Source organism: Blautia coccoides (assembly GCF_034355335.1).
Classification (GTDB): Bacteria; Bacillota; Clostridia; order Lachnospirales; family Lachnospiraceae; genus Blautia; species Blautia producta.
The window spans coordinates 1,728,161-1,743,977 of record NZ_CP136422.1; the positions used below are offsets into that span (position 1 = coordinate 1,728,161).

13 protein-coding genes are annotated in these 15,817 nt (G+C 47.9%); all 13 read left to right on the forward strand.

All coding sequences use genetic code 11. The annotated features are described in order from the left end of the window. Window positions 1–8 precede the first annotated feature (8 nt). The 13 genes from BLCOC_RS07525 (at window position 9) to BLCOC_RS07585 (ending at window position 15,729) form a co-directional block, all read left to right on the forward strand. A complete protein-coding gene (locus BLCOC_RS07525; protein WP_115624902.1) occupies window positions 9–1,043 on the forward strand; it encodes a tetratricopeptide repeat protein in 1,035 nt (344 codons plus the stop codon). Window positions 1,044–1,198: 155 nt separating this feature from the next. Further along, a complete protein-coding gene (locus BLCOC_RS07530) occupies window positions 1,199–1,864 on the forward strand; it encodes a response regulator transcription factor (protein WP_115624903.1) in 666 nt (221 codons plus the stop codon). Further along, a complete protein-coding gene (locus BLCOC_RS07535; RefSeq protein ID WP_115624904.1) occupies window positions 1,861–2,895 on the forward strand; it encodes a sensor histidine kinase in 1,035 nt (344 codons plus the stop codon). Before BLCOC_RS07530 ends, BLCOC_RS07535 begins: the two co-directional genes overlap by 4 nt. A 120-nt stretch (window positions 2,896–3,015) precedes the next feature. After that, on the forward strand, window positions 3,016–3,801 hold the full coding sequence (locus BLCOC_RS07540; RefSeq protein WP_029469969.1) for an ABC transporter ATP-binding protein: 786 nt from the start codon (window positions 3,016–3,018) through the stop codon (window positions 3,799–3,801). Then, window positions 3,795–5,780 (forward strand): FtsX-like permease family protein, encoded by a 1,986-nt coding sequence (locus BLCOC_RS07545; RefSeq protein WP_115624905.1) that lies wholly within the window; start codon window positions 3,795–3,797, stop codon window positions 5,778–5,780. Before BLCOC_RS07540 ends, BLCOC_RS07545 begins: the two co-directional genes overlap by 7 nt. A gap of 170 nt (window positions 5,781–5,950) precedes the next feature. After that, a complete protein-coding gene (locus BLCOC_RS07550) occupies window positions 5,951–8,101 on the forward strand; it encodes a family 78 glycoside hydrolase catalytic domain (RefSeq protein ID WP_115624906.1) in 2,151 nt (716 codons plus the stop codon). Between the two features lie 143 nt (window positions 8,102–8,244). Further along, window positions 8,245–8,628, forward strand: a complete 384-nt coding sequence (locus BLCOC_RS07555; RefSeq protein WP_115624907.1) for a GntR family transcriptional regulator — start codon at window positions 8,245–8,247, stop codon at window positions 8,626–8,628. Continuing rightward, entirely contained in the window at window positions 8,621–9,487 is an 867-nt protein-coding gene (locus tag BLCOC_RS07560; RefSeq protein WP_115624908.1) for an ABC transporter ATP-binding protein, read from the forward strand. The genes BLCOC_RS07555 and BLCOC_RS07560 overlap by 8 nt, the downstream gene beginning before the upstream one ends. Window positions 9,488–9,491: 4 nt before the next feature. After that, window positions 9,492–10,136 carry an ABC-2 transporter permease gene (locus tag BLCOC_RS07565; protein ID WP_029469965.1) on the forward strand — a complete coding sequence of 215 codons (645 nt, stop codon included), beginning with the start codon at window positions 9,492–9,494 and terminating at the stop codon, window positions 10,134–10,136. A 137-nt stretch (window positions 10,137–10,273) separates the two neighbouring features. Further along, window positions 10,274–11,515, forward strand: coding sequence for a GTPase HflX (gene hflX / locus BLCOC_RS07570; RefSeq protein ID WP_115624909.1), 1,242 nt, complete (start codon window positions 10,274–10,276; stop codon window positions 11,513–11,515). A gap of 243 nt (window positions 11,516–11,758) precedes the next feature. After that, entirely contained in the window at window positions 11,759–14,131 is a 2,373-nt protein-coding gene (locus tag BLCOC_RS07575; protein WP_115624910.1) for a ribonucleoside triphosphate reductase, read from the forward strand. A 336-nt stretch (window positions 14,132–14,467) separates the two neighbouring features. Further along, a complete protein-coding gene (locus BLCOC_RS07580; protein WP_242999052.1) occupies window positions 14,468–15,271 on the forward strand; it encodes a hypothetical protein in 804 nt (267 codons plus the stop codon). Then, window positions 15,265–15,729, forward strand: a complete 465-nt coding sequence (locus BLCOC_RS07585; RefSeq protein ID WP_242999054.1) for an ATP-binding protein — start codon at window positions 15,265–15,267, stop codon at window positions 15,727–15,729. Before BLCOC_RS07580 ends, BLCOC_RS07585 begins: the two co-directional genes overlap by 7 nt. Window positions 15,730–15,817 lie beyond the last annotated feature (88 nt).

The window sequence follows — 15,817 nt, forward strand, 5'->3', positions numbered from 1 at the left end:
ACTTATTTGTGAAGGGAAAATTTATTGTACTGACAGGATGCATCCTCTGCCTTATGGCAGGATGCCAAAAAGAGACGCCCAGCTATTATGAACTGGGTGCGGAAGATTTAGAGGGGAAAAACTATCAGAGTGCCATAGAAAACTTTGAACTGGCCATCGCTGAGGAGAAGTATGAGGTGGAGGCGCTCAGGGGAGAGGGCATTGCCTATCTGAAAATGGGAAAATACGAGGAGGCACAGCAGGCCCTGGAAAAAGCCAGGGACCTGGCTGCTGATTCGGAGAAGGCCCTGAGAGCCGATATACTGGCTTATCTGGCCGTAGTACAGTATCAGAGAGGCGATTTTGAGGTAAGTGCGGCCACCTGCGACCAGCTGCTGGATGTGAAGAACAGTAAAGAGGGATATTTCCTCAGGGGAACTGCCTATCTTCATTTAGACCAGTATGACAAGGCCGCTTCCGACTTTGGAAAAGTGGTGGCGGATTCCAAAGAGTACAATGACTATCTGGAAATTTACCGTGTGTACGAAGAGTGTGACATGAAGGCGGACGGGGAGTCCTATCTGGAGTTGGCTCTGGATATTGAGGGCAGCGATGAACAGGACCACTACGACAGAGGCCGTGTCTACTATTATCTGGAGGAGTATGATGAGGCCAAGAAGGAGCTGACCACATCCTACAACGACGGATATAAGGAGGCGTCCATTTATCTGGGCAAGGTATATGCGGAACAGGGAGATACAGCCAATGCCCGGGCCAATTATAAAGAGAGCCTGAGTGAACAGTCACTGCAGGCAAAAGCTTACAACGGTATGGCTTACTGTGATATCCTGGACGGGGACTATGACAGTGCCCTCTCCAATATCCAGAAGGGACTGGATACAGGAGACCAGGACGAGAGACAGGCACTTCTGTTCAATGAAATCGTGGCCTATGAAAAGAAAATGGACTATGCGTCCGCAAAAGAGAAAATTGCTGCTTATCTGGAGGCATATCCCACAGATGAAAGGGCAGTGAAAGAAAATTATTTTCTGGAGACAAGGTAGAGAAATGCCGGATTTCCGATTTTACAGAACAGAGTATGTGAGTATACTCTGTTCTTTTATCTTTTAAAGAGAAAAGCAGCAGTTCAGTGCCTGGACAGGAATTCCACCGCTAAAGGCGGTTCTACCTGGGGCTTTGTAACAGAGGAGGACAGAACATGGATAAGATATTGATCGTGGAGGACGAGGAAGAGATCGCCTGGGGTCTGTCCTCTGTTTTGAAAAACCAGGGATACGCGGCCGTTTTCTGGGACGGAAGAGGAAGCGTTAGGGATATCATAGAAGAAACGGGGCCTGATCTGATCCTGTTGGACATTAATCTGCCGGGGCAGGACGGATTTGCCCTGTGCAGGGAGATCAGAACCGTGTGTTCACTTCCTGTGATCTTCCTTACAGGCCGCAGCACTTCCATGGATGAACTGGAAGCCCTGCAAAGCGGCGGGGATGATTTTATCACAAAACCCTATAAGGCACCGATCCTGCTGGCACGGATACAGACCGTGCTGCGCAGAACCAAAGGACCGGAAAAGCCTGCAGTTCTGGAATATCGGGGCATCACCCTTGATCTGGGGGCTGCCCGGCTGACTTATGGGGAAAAGAGTCTGGAGCTTGGCAGAAATGAACAGAAGATACTGTGCAGGCTTTTTGAACATGCCGGAAATGTTGTGAGCCGGGAGGAACTGATGGATCATCTCTGGGAAAACCAGATTTATATTGATGACAACACACTCAGCGTAAATGTGCGCAGACTCAGAGAGAAGCTGGCCTCCATAGGCCTGCCCGGTCTGATACAGACAAAGAGGGGGATGGGATATAAGGTATGAAATTCAGAGAGTTTTTAGGAGATAAAACAGGCGTGGTGCTTCTGCAGCTGGGAGCAGCCTGGGCACTTTTTGTTTTTTTGACGGCGCTTGGAGTACAGACAAGGGAAGCAGCGCTGCTTCTGATCACCTGGTTCGGGATTTTTGCTGCCTGGACCGGGTTTTCTTTTTACAGGGAGAGAAAATATTTTAAACAGCTTATAGAGACCGTCAGGGAGATGGAAAAACCGTGGTTGGTCACAGAGGTTTTAAAATCCCCGGATACCTGGGAGGGAAAGAAATACTGGGAGGCCGTGAAGATTTCCATGAAGGCAATGGAGGAGCAGGTCTTTGAGGCTGAGCAGAGGCGCAGAGCTTATCAGGAATATGTGGAGAACTGGGTACACCAGGTTAAGCTGCCCCTCACTTCAGCCCAGCTCATATGTGAAAATGATAAAAAGAAAGAAAACCGCCGGATCTTAAAAAGCCTGGAAAATATAGACAGGGAGATTGAGCAGGCTCTCTATATGAGCCGGATGGAAAACCCGGAACAGGATTATATCATACGAAAAACCTCAATGGATTCCTGCGTGGCACAGGCTGCAGCGGCAGACCAGGAGACTTTCAGACAGAGAGGCGTAAGGATCGAGACAGAGGGCCTTAAGGCAGAAGCCAGTACAGACAGTAAGTGGCTGACCTTTATGCTGCGGCAGGTATTGTCAAACAGTCTGAAATATATGGGGGAATCTCCCTGCATAAAAATAGAGGCCAAACAAAACGAGAGCACTGTGTTCCTGTCTGTGGAGGATAATGGATGCGGAATCCGGGACAGTGAAATAGGGAGAATATTCGACAAGGGATTCACAGGCAGCAATGGCAGAAAAAACAGGGAGTCTACGGGAATGGGTCTGTATATCTGCAGAGAACTCTGTAAAAAGCTGGGAATGGCTGTACGGGCAGAGTCAGTATGGGGGGAGTATACAAGGATCATATTTGAAATGCCCACAGCAATACAAACGGAACATCTGCCTCCATCTTACGAAAGTGTAAGATAACATTCGGTAAGATCACAGGTATCCCGGCCTCATTTTCTTTATAATAGAAAAGTAAAAAGAATGCAGCGATCCGGCAGGTATGCGCATTTGCATTTTAAGAAGAAAGGCGGGGAAGAAAAGATGACAGAGGTTTTGAGAGCGGAACAGATAGAAAAATATTACGGCACAAAGGAGAATCTGAAAAAAGCACTGGACGGCCTGAGCTTTCAGGTGGAGGAAGGTGAGTTCACCGGTATCATGGGGGCCTCCGGCTCCGGCAAGACAACGCTGCTTAACTGTATTTCCACTGTGGACTGTGTGAGTGCGGGACATATTTATCTGAACACGGGAAAGCAGGGGGCTTTGGGAGTCATGGACATCACTGCGGTGGAACAGGGGGCACAGGCAAAATTCCGCAGGGAAAATCTGGGGTTTGTGGTGCAGGATTTTAATCTCCTGGACCGTCTGACTATTGAGGAGAATATTGCCCTGCCTCTGGTCCTGCTGGGAATGCCGGCAGAAAAGGTGCACGCTAAAAGCGTAGAGATGATGGAGAGGCTTGGAATTGCGGAGATCGCATCCAGATTCCCTTATCAGGTATCAGGGGGACAGAAGCAGAGGTGTGCCTGTGCAAGGGCACTGGTCAAAAAGCCCAGGATCCTTTTGGCAGACGAGCCTACCGGGGCGCTGGATTCCCGCAGCTCCAGGCAGCTTATGGGACTTTTGGAGGAACTGAACCGGGAACTGCAGGTGACCATACTCATGGTGACCCATGACTCCTATTGTGCCAGCTTTGGGAGACGTGTTCTTTTCCTGAAGGACGGAAGGATTTTTAATGAGATCGTGCGGGGAGAAAAGGAACAGCGGGAGTTTTATGAGGAGATCCTACAGGTACAGTCCCTTCTGGGAGGTGAGGTATCATGCTGAAAAAGCTGTCAAGGAGAAATGCGTTTCGGCAGATGCAGGATTATATGGTGTATCTTCTGACATTGATCCTGTCTGTGACACTGATGTATTCTTTTCACCTGCTGGTATTTTCAGAGGAAGTGAAGGCCGTGTTGGGTTCGTGGTCTATGATGCCCTTTATCATTATTTTCATCAGTATTGTCATTGTACTGATCCTGGGAAGACTGGTGAGCTATATCACGGAGTTTATATTCAGGAAAAGGAGCCGGGAGTTCGGAACCTACATGATGCTGGGAATTGAAAACCGGGAGATCGCTAAAATGTTTGCCCGTGAGAGCAGAATGATAGGAGTGGCAGCATGGATCGCAGGGCTGGTGGGAGGCACTTATTTTTATCAGATTTTAAAAGCCATGGTCATGCGCCTGCTTCTGCGGCCTTTCCATATGGGATTGGATGTATCCTGGGAGGCGTTTTGCCTGACTGGTGTGTATCTGTTCTGTATATTTGGTCTTTCAGGGAAAAGGATAAAAAAGAAGGTGATGGCGGTCAGCATTCGGGAACTGCTCTCCATGGACACGGAGAACGAAAAAGCGCCTGTGCAGAATAAGAAGCGGAAGAGGATTCTTTTTCTATTGTCTATATCTGCCCTGTTTCTTGGCTGTGTCTTGCTTGCGGCGCTTCTTTTTAGTGAAGTGGGTAATGATGCAGGAGGGGCGGTGGCTTTGCTGGGCCTTGTTATGATCGTGCTGTCCGTGTTTGGGTTTTTTATGGGATTTCCGGCAGTCCTGGAACAGAGGCTTGACAGAGTGAAGTGGAAATACAGAGGCAGAAATCTTGTCCTGGGCCGCATTTTTTCAGGTAAAATACGGAATCTCAGTTTGACGTTAGCCAGTGTCAGCATTTTATTCCTGTTGGTATTTCTGGCAGTGAGCCTGGGCCTGTTTTTTAACAGGCGTGTGGACAGCAGGGTGGAGGAGACAGCCTTTGACTTTGCCGCAGGTTCCCTGTACGGGCAGGAGGACCTGACACTTTTTAAGGAATATGCACAGAGTAAACTGCCTGAGGCTGTCACTGGGGAGTATCAGATCTACACCTCCGGAGAACGGGATTTTGGCCGGTATTTTTCTACGGAAAATATGGGGAAATTTATGGGATTTTCCCACATGGATGCCATGGATAATGACTGCTATATGAAAATGTCCGTATATGAGCAGTTGAGAGATATGCTGGGGATGGAAAAGGTGCATCTTGACCAGGACAGCTATTATATGCACTGTAGCGGATTTGCAAAAGAGAAGCTGGAGCGGTATGCAAAAAGCCGGAATCTGGAAGTGAATGGCAAAGAGGATGAGATCCTTTCCTTCGGCGGGGCATTCACAGGCGCGTTTTTTCAGCAGGAGTTCTTCGGAAACGGCAGTTATTATCTTTTGATCGTGCCGGACTGGACGGTGGAGCATATGCAGGTGATAGAGGAACTGTATGTGGGGGTGACGCCAAAAGAGCTGTCCATGGAAGATTATGAGGGACTTTTGTCTATTGAACGGGGGGATAGGACGTATCTGACCGGCAAGCCGGAGATTCGGGAGACTGGGGCTTCTGTTGTCATGAGCTTTTCTTTTCCCCTGTTTTATCTGGCATTTATCTTTCTGGCGGCTGCGGCAACTATCATGACTGTACAGATATTGAGTGATCTGGAGCAGGAGAGGCGGCAGTTTGCCATACTGGGAGAATGCGGGATGGATCAGTCAGAGCAGAGGAGGATACTGCGTAGGTATTTTGCCGTCTATTATTTCCTTCCGGTACTTCCCGCCGCTTTAGGCGGTGCTGCTGTGTACATGGCAATCACAGGCAGCATAAACTGGGACGCATATCAGGGAATGACTTTAATAGGATTTGGTGAGGGCATGGGCATTCTGGGGATGACGGCAGGTGTCTTCTTCAGTATCTATTTGATCTATTGTCTGAGCGCTTACCTTTCATTTAAAAAGGCGGTTTTATGAGAACGTACGCGTTATGCCATAGATCCACCTCGCGGGACAGTGGAGGGCTGAACTGTTACGAAATAGTACATATAATCAAAAAAAGTTACATGTACTTAAAATCCGGAATGCATTAAGATATAGCATATGGATGAATAAAAACTTTCAGCGAATCGACAGGAGTGAGACTTATGAAAAAATTTGAACCGGACTGGCTGACCATCCCTCAGTTTGCCTGCATAAAACCGGAAACACCTTACCACAAGGAACAGGAGAACTGTGATCATGAGGAATTTCCGGTAAAAAATCTGCATGTACTTGCCCGGACAGACGTGGAGGCAGAAGGGGACGGACAAAGATATCTGTTGCGCATATCTGCAGATGATCACTACAAGCTCTGGATCAACGGCACTTTTGCCGGACAGGGACCGGCCCCGGCGTGGCCGGAGAAATACTATTATAATGAGATAGATATCACCCCGTTTTTCCGGCCGGGAAAAAATGTGCTAGCTGTGCATCTGTATTATCAGGGACTTGTGAACCGTGTCTGGAACAGCGGAGACGGGCGGTTTGCCCTGGCCGCGCAGCTTGTCTGCGGGAATACAGGGGAAGAAGTGCTCCCCCTTATATGGAGATATAAAATATCGGAGGCCTATTCCGGCAGGACCATTGGATATGAGACACAATTTCTGGAGGATTTTGACAGCAGACGCTGGGATGCCGGCTGGAATCTCGCGGACTTTGATGACAGCCGGTGGGAGCCAATGGAAGCGGCAGAATGGGCGGACTACAAGCTGATCAAACAGCCCACGGAAATGCTGACAGTATACAGAAGAGAGCCGGAGGTGATAAAAAAAGAGGAGGGCTGCTGGTCTGTGGATATAGGCCGGGAGATCACAGGGAGCCTGTGTATAAAAGCCTCCGGCCCTCCCGGCGAGAAGGTGGAGATCCTCTGTGGGGAGGAACGGGAGGAGGACGGCAGTGTCCGCTTTGATATGCGCTGCGGCTGCTGTTACCGGGAGATATGGACACTGGACGGTGGTATATGTGAGCTGGAACCATATGATTATAAAGGATTTCGTTATGGGGAAATCCACTTTGGAAGCAGGGTGGAGATCCTGGAGGTCTGCGCAGAGGTACGCCATTACCCCATGGAGGATGCTCTGTGCACATTGAAGACTACAGATGAAAAGCTGGCGGGCATTTTTTCTATCTGCAAAAATGCAGTAAAATACGGCACGCAGGAGGCATATCTTGACTGTCCCACAAGAGAGAAGGGACAGTATCTGGGGGATGCTGTTATCACATCACGTTCCCATGTGTGGCTTACAGGAAAGACGGATATGCTGAGAAAATGTATTGACCAGTTTGCCCTGACAGAGAAGATCTGCCCGGGTCTAATGGCTGTGGCTCCCGGGGCTTTTATGCAGGAGATCGCTGATTTTTCCCTGCTGTGGTCACAGCTTTTGCTGACGGATCATGTATTTACAGGGGACAGGGAATATTTGAGAAAATATTATGAGACTGCCAAAGGCATTGTACATTATTTTACCGGATATGAGGATGAAAAAGGCCTGCTGGATCAGGTGTCAGAAAAATGGAATCTGGTGGACTGGCCGGAAAACCTGCGGGATGATTATGATTTTATCCTGAGCCGTCCCATAGTGGCAAAAGGCTGTCACAATGTCATCAATGCCCTGTATGCAGGGGCCATAAAGACTTTGACGGAAATAGAAAGGATCCTGGGTCTGCCTGTCTCGTATTCCTTTGAAAAAGTGAGGGGGTCTTATATCAAAGCGTTCTACAGGCCGGATAAAAAACTGTTCGCCGACAGTGAAACCAGTGTACATTGTTCTCTTCACTCCAATATATACGCCCTGTATTTTGATCTGGTGCCGGAGGAAGCGGTGGAGTGCGTGGGAGATTTTCTTGAGAAAAAGGGATTTTGCTGCGGTGTTATGCCAAGCTTTTTTCTTCTGAAAGCCCTTGGAAAGGCCGGACGCTATGAAGGTGTATACCGGCTTCTTGTCAATGAAGGGGAGCACGGCTGGGTCAACATGCTGCGGGAAGGGGCTGACACCTGCTTTGAGGCATGGGGAAAGGAACAGAAATGGAATACCAGCCTGTGTCATCCCTGGGCATCTGCGCCCATCAGTATTTTGATAGAAGAACTGGCGGGGATACGTCCTGACCCAAAAGAGGAGAAGGGATTTCGATTTGAACCTCACATTCCGGATTCCATAGGACGGTTTGCTCTCACGGTGCCCTTTGGCAAAAAACAGTGGAGAGTGGAAAAGTTGGAAGGAAACATAAGACTGTATCAACCGGATCTTGAAGCATAAACGAATCGTATTGAGCTGCCGAAGGTAACTGTTCAGATTGTCTGAACCGTTACCTTCAGCAGTTTTTTTCGTCCTGCTATTGACAAGAGTGATATGTAAGTGTATAGTGTGATGTATAGAGATACACACTAAAGGGGTGAAACATGAAGATAACAATATCAAACACTGCCAATGAACCTCTGTACCAGCAGATCATGGAGCAGATGAAAGAGAGTATTCTGAGCGGAGAGTTACAGGAGGGAGAACTGCTGCCCTCGATCCGCAGTTTTGCCAATGATCTCAAGGTCAGTGTTCTGACCATCCGAAGAGTCTATGAGGAACTGGAAAAAGAAGGATTTGTGGTCAGCCAGGTAGGAGTGGGAACTTTTGTAAAGGCAGGGAATACAGAGCTTTTTAAGGAGTCTAAGCGAAGAATGATCGAGGAAAAGCTTACCGAGGCTCTGAAACTGGCTTCCATGCTGGATATCGGTAAAGAGGAGATCATGGAGATGATCGACATTTTAAGTGAGGAGATTGGAAATGGATAATGTGCTGGAAGTAAGAGGTCTTAGAAAAAAATATACCAGATTTGAGCTTCAGGATGTGAGCTTTGCCATCCCGGAGGGCTGTATTGCGGGATTTGTGGGAAATAACGGTGCCGGTAAGACCACCACCATACGTGCCATTTTGAATCTGATCCACAGAGACGGCGGCCAGGTACAGATTCTGGGAATGGATATGAATGAAAAAAAGGAGAGGGAACAGGAGATCAAAAACCGCATCGGTGTAGTTACCGACAGCGGAGGTTTTTACGGAATGTTCACATTAAAGGAAACAGCCTCCCTTTTTTCTTCCCTGTACAGGAACTGGGATGACTCGGTATATAAGGACTGGATCAAAAAGTTTTCCCTGAATGAGAAGCAGAGGATACAGGAATTGTCAAGGGGAATGAAGGTGAAGTTCGCCCTTGCTCTTGCCATGTCCCATCACGCGGAATTTTTGATCATGGATGAACCCTCCAGCGGTCTTGATCTGCTTACCAGGGCGCAGATCCTGGAGAGTCTGCGGGAGTATATGGAGCGGGAAGGCAGAGGTGTATTTTTTTCCACTCATATTGCAACAGACATTGAGAAGGTGGCGGATATTGTGATACTCATTGAAAAAGGCAGAATTGTATTCCAGAAGGAGAAGGATGTTCTGATGGAAGAATACAGGATAGCAAAGGGGGACAGCAGGGATCTGAGCCGTGAGGCAGAAGAATTGTGTATCAGTCTCCGGAAAACAAAATACGGATTTACCGGTGTCACGAACAAAGTGGAGGAAATGAGACATCTGGTTCCGGATGTATTGTTTGAGAAGCCGGATATGGAGGAAATTCTGATGTCATGTATGGGAAAGGAGAGCTAGGGATATGGTAAGAGCGCTGTTTATGAAAGATATCAGGCTGATCAGGAAAAATTTTGCTGTTATGGCTGTCATGATTATTGGTATGCCGATTTTTCTTTTTTGGAGAGTCGATACAAAAATGGATGCGGGCGGAGTCCCCCTTTTGCTGATGTCCAGTATACTGGGACTGATCCTTTTTGGAAATATATGTACAGAGGAAGAAAAATGTCCCGGTGGTGAGATCGCGCTGTTGTGTGCGCCCTGTTCCAGGAAAATGCTGGTGGCTGTGAGATATTTGGTGATGAGTCTGTTTTTTTTGCTTTGCGCAGCAGGATATGAAGCGGTTGGTCTGGTCATGAGCGGAAAGATATTATATATATGGCAAATCATGCAGGTATTTTCCGTTTATCTTTTGCTGATGGGCATATTTATTCCTGTTGTATATAAGGTAGGAGTGATAAAGGTTCAATATTTACTATCGGGTACTGTAGTGATCCTGGGATTTGCCAGTTCAATGTTTGCAAGCTCCTCCCTTTTTACTTCCATGACAGAATTTCTGAGACAGAATCAGAATATAGCAGTGGTGGGATTTGGGGTATTTTGTATCGCGTTTACTTCCTTATCCTTTTGGATCTCAATGAAAATATATGAGAAAAAAGAGTGTATATGAGTTGTATCCGGTCTGCCTGTAATAGAAGGAACGTTTTTGTGAAAAATGTCCCCTTGTCAGCGTATAGAAAAAGCGTTATGATGATAGGACAGTTTTATTTATACGGATTTTAATACGGCTTATTATAGGAGATATTTATGCAGTTATACGATTTGAACGATGTAGAGGAACGCGTTATCCTGGTGGGGGTACAGGAGGGGGACGGTGAGGACGCGGAGGAATCCGTGGAAGAACTTGCAGAGCTTTCCAAGACGGCAGGCGCGCAGGTGGTGGGCACTGTGATCCAGAAAAGAGAGCGGATCCATCCCGGCACCTATGTGGGAAAAGGCAAGATGGAGGAGCTGAAAATGCTGCTCACAGCGCTGGACGCCACAGGAATCATCTGTGATGATGAGCTGTCACCGGTGCAGATGAACAATCTGCAGCAGGAACTGGACTGCAAGGTGATGGACAGGACGCTTCTGATACTCGATATTTTTGCAGACCATGCGTCCACCAGTGAAGGGAAGATCCAGGTGGAACTGGCACAGCTCCGTTACCGGGCTGTCCGTCTTGTGGGACTAGGGAATTCCCTGTCACGTCTGGGCGGCGGGATCGGAACCAGAGGACCCGGTGAGAAGAAGCTGGAGATGGACAGACGTCTGATCAAAGAGCGGATCTCCCAGTTGAAGAGAGAATTGGAACAGGTAAAGCGCCACAGAGAATTACTTCGGGAGGGTAGGAAAAGAGAGCGGGTCATGACAGCCGCTATCGTGGGATACACCAACGCCGGAAAATCCACTCTTCTGAACACACTCACAGATGCAGGCGTTTTGTCGGAGGACAAACTGTTTGCCACTCTGGATCCCACAACGAGAATGCTGGAGCTATCCGGGGGAACCAGGATTTACCTTACAGATACCGTAGGATTTATCCGGAAACTGCCCCATCACCTGATCGAGGCATTTAAAAGCACTCTGGAGGAAGCAAAATATGCGGATATCATTCTGCATGTAGTGGATGCGTCCAATCCTCAGATGGAAGATCAGATGGGAGTGGTATATGACACCCTCCAGGAGTTGGAAGTGACCAATAAAAAGATGGTTACTCCTTTTAATAAGCAGGATAAGCTTTTGACAGAACAGATCCTCAGAGATCCCAATGCGGATCATGTGCTGCGTATCTCAGCGAAAACAGGGGAGGGACTGGAACAGCTTAAGGATGTGCTGGAGAAAATCGTGACAGAGGATCAGATCTATCTGGAGCGTGTAATCCCTTATAAAGACGCGGGGATTCTGCAGCAGATCAGGAAGTACGGACAGCTTATGGAAGAGGAGTACACAGACGGCGGGATCGCAGTAAAAGCAAGGGTTCCCAAGGACATCTACGGACGGCTGTAGGCTGTCATTCCTGCAGTCAGCAGGCAGATAAATGCCAAGACCGGAATTAATAATTTGATTAATAAACTACCATATATTGGAAACTTCAAAGAATGTTTACAATATATGGTAGTTTTTACTGTTGACGAAAAGTATAACCTTTGCTACAATAGACCTACAGCGTTTATACAGAGGCCATACTCTGTGAATGCGAGGCGGGACGGCAAGACGGTCCTGCTTCTTTACATATAAGGAGGAAAAGGAATGTTTCAGGTAGTAAAACGTGATGGGGAAATTGCAGAATTTCGTCTGGATAAGATTGCTGAAGCAGTCAAGAAAGCATTTGATGCCACAGAGAATGAATACAGCAGTGACATGCTGGATCTGCTGGCACTCCGTGTGACATCAGATTTCCAGAAGAAAATTGTAAAGGGGAAAGTTTCTGTGGAGGATATCCAGGACAGCGTGGAGAATGTACTGATCCAGGCAGGCTACTCTGATGTGGCAAAGTCTTATATCCTGTACAGAAAGCAGAGAGAAAAAATCCGCAATATGAAGTCTACGATCTTGGACTACAAAGAGATCGTAAACAGCTATGTAAAAGTGGAAGACTGGAGGGTAAAGGAAAACTCCACAGTGACTTACTCTGTGGGAGGCCTGATCCTGAGCAATTCCGGTGCTGTAACCGCTAATTACTGGCTGTCCGAGATTTACGACACAGAGATTGCTGAAGCGCACAGGAATGCGGATATCCATATTCATGATCTGTCCATGCTGACAGGATACTGCGCCGGCTGGTCTTTAAAACAGCTGATCAAAGAAGGACTGGGCGGCATTGAAGGAAAGATCACGTCCTCTCCGGCCAAGCACCTGAGCGTACTCTGTAACCAGATGGTGAATTTTTTGGGGATCATGCAGAATGAATGGGCAGGGGCACAGGCTTTTTCTTCCTTTGACACGTATCTGGCACCCTTTGTCAAGGCCGACAGCCTGAGTTATCCGGAAGTGAAGAAATGTGTGGAATCCTTTATTTACGGTGTCAACACACCGAGCCGCTGGGGTACCCAGGCACCATTTTCTAACATTACCCTGGACTGGACTGTGCCCAATGATCTGGCAGAGCTTCCGGCAATCGTAGGCGGAAAAGAGATGCCGTTTAAGTACAAGGACTGCAAAAAAGAGATGGATATGGTGAATAAAGCCTTCATTGAGACTATGATCGAGGGCGATGCAAACGGCCGCGGTTTCCAGTATCCCATTCCCACCTACTCCATAACCAGAGATTTTGACTGGTCTGACACAGAGAATAATAAGCTGTTATTTGAGATGACTTCCAAATACGGCACACCATATTTTTCAAATTATATCAACAGTGATATGGAGCCGAGTGACGTCAGAAGTATGTGCTGCCGTCTCCGTCTTGATCTGAGGGAACTGAGAAAGAAAACAGGCGGATTTTTCGGCTCAGGGGAGAGTACCGGATCTGTGGGTGTTGTGACCATCAATATGCCGAGGATCGCTTACATGGCGGAGGATGAGGAGGACTTTTTCCGCCGTCTGGATCATATGATGGATATTTCCGCCCGTTCTCTGAAAATTAAGAGAGATGTGATCACAAAGCTTTTGGATGAAGGCCTCTACCCATACACCAAGAGATACCTGGGAAGCTTTGAGAATCATTTTTCCACCATTGGTCTTCTGGGCATGAACGAAGCAGGTCTGAATGCCAGGTGGCTGAAATGTGATATGTCAGATGAGAGGACCCAGGAGTTCTCAAAACGTGTACTGAACCACATGAGAGAACGTCTGAAAGATTATCAGGAAGAGTACGGCGATCTATACAACCTGGAGGCAACTCCCGCGGAGTCCACCTCCTATCGTCTGGCAAAGCATGACAGAAAACGCTGGCCGGATATCAGAACAGCGGGAAATGAGGGAGATACTCCATATTACACCAACAGTTCCCATCTTCCGGTGGATTATACAGCAGATATTTTCGACGCGCTGGATATTCAGGATGAACTGCAGACTCTGTACACCTCAGGCACAGTATTCCATGCCTTTTTGGGAGAAAAACTGCCTGACTGGAAGGCTGCCGCGGCACTTGTGAGAAAGATCGCACAGAATTACCGCCTTCCTTACTATACCTTGTCACCAACCTATTCTGTCTGCAAAGACCACGGATATCTCTCCGGTGAACATTTTGTCTGCCCCAAATGCGGCAAAAAGGCTGAGGTTTACAGCCGTATTACAGGCTATTATCGTCCTGTACAGAACTGGAACGACGGAAAAAGCCAGGAATACAAGAACCGTACGGTCTATGACATTGCCCATTCCGATTTCAAGATCCAGACCCAAATGACGGCAGCGCCAGAGAGCGATGTGAGGATCCAGGAGTCAGATGCCGGACAGGTTACGGCAAAATATCTCTTTACCACAGAAACCTGTCCAAACTGTAAGATTGCAAAACAGATGCTGGAAGGTGAGGATTACGAGCTGGTGGATGCGGAAAAGAATCCTGAACTGGCCCGCAAGTTTGGCGTTATGCAGGCTCCGACACTGATCGTGATCAATGGTGAGGAGACAAAAAAATATGTGAATGCCTCCAATATTCAGAGATATGTGGATGAGGATTAAAGAAAAAGGAACGGTTTATTCCAAATGTCATTTAAAGCATGATATTTGAAGCATCACGTTTACCAGGTCGACAGACAAATACTGTTTGTCGGCCTTTTTCTTAACTTTACTTTGAAAGCTTATTGCTGACAATATTTGACTTTGCAAGGGTCATCGAACAGAAAGTCCATGCTGGATTAGATATTCTTCATCTGGCGGGGCTTTTTTTACCTCTTTGCCATAGAGTAAACAAAGGCTGTTTTTTCAATAGGATGGCCTAAACTTGAAGTTTTTGGCCTGCCCCGGTACTGGCTGTTCCGGGACAGGCTGCGGATTCCGTTTCGGTATATCATGGCGATGATGGTTATACTTGCGGCAGTCAACAGCATGGTTTTTTACTACATCAACTTAGGCGGGTATGAGACAGCGGCACAGTGGACGACGTTCATGCGCTACGGCTTCACGCTGGTCAACCTGGTGTTATCCTTCCTTCTCATCAAGGAGAGCTTATCAAAGCTGATGTTTACTTATCTGCTGATGATGGCGTGGTCGTTTTTTGTGTATGGCAATGCGAATTTTATTGAAAGCCGGTATTTCTGGGAGCTTTCCGAACTGCACCCGTACCTGGTTTACAATATGGCTCGTGTGGTGATCTACATGATCACCTGCCCATTCGTGTTCCGGTTCCTCTGTCATACGGTGAGAGATGCGCTGAAAATCGAGGACAGGATCATGTGGCGGTATCTGTGGGTCATTCCGCTGTTTCCCACCCTGTTCGGTATGCTGTACTGCTTCACCGAAGATGTGTACGCCTATGCCACATGGCAGTTTATGGTGTCCCGCTACCTCATGCTGTTCGGGGCCTGCTATGTGTCTTATGTGGCTTTGAAGGTGCTGGAAACCTCTCGCAGACGGGTGCAGCTGGAAGCCGCTCTGGAATACGCTGACCGCAGTATGTCGGTGCAGAAAAAACAGTTTGAAAGCCTTACCTCCCATATGGAGGAAATGAAGAAAGCCCGCCACGACCTCCGTCAGCATCTGGCTGCGGTGCAGTCTTACATAGAGCGCGACGACAAGGCGGGCCTTGCCGACTATATTCGCCTCTATCAAAACCATCTTCCCCGGACCTGCGGGAGCGGTATTGTCAAAACGATGTGGTGAACGCTGTCGTCTGCTATTATGCTGCTCTGGCGCAGGATGGCGGTATCGGGTTTGAAACGGGGATCGATTACCCGGAAAACTGCCCGGTGTCCAGCACGGATATCACGGTGCTGTTGGGGAACCTGTTAGAGAACGCGGTGGAAGCCTGTAAACGGCAGGCGAACACGGCTCAGACCATCAAGCTTCGGATAAAGCAGCGAGGCGGCTCGGCACTTCTGATCCTGGTGGATAATCCATGCCTGACACCTGTTGTGTTTGACGGGGACATGCCCTTGTCTTCCAAACGAAAGGGAGCCGGGATTGGAACTTACTCTGTTCGGGAGATTGCTGTACGGTATGGCGGGACCGCGCAGTTTGAGCAGAAAGCGGGAGTATTCTATGCCTCGGTGCTGCTGAACATCGTCCCGGACGTGACTGGAAAAGAGGCACCGGCAGGGAATGTCTGTTTGTCTAAATGACCTTGGGATTATTCCGGGGTTTTGGTATTTTAAGTTGAAAAATTGGTTTTTTTGTTGAATGGTTTCCGTTGACAAGGTAACACATTTT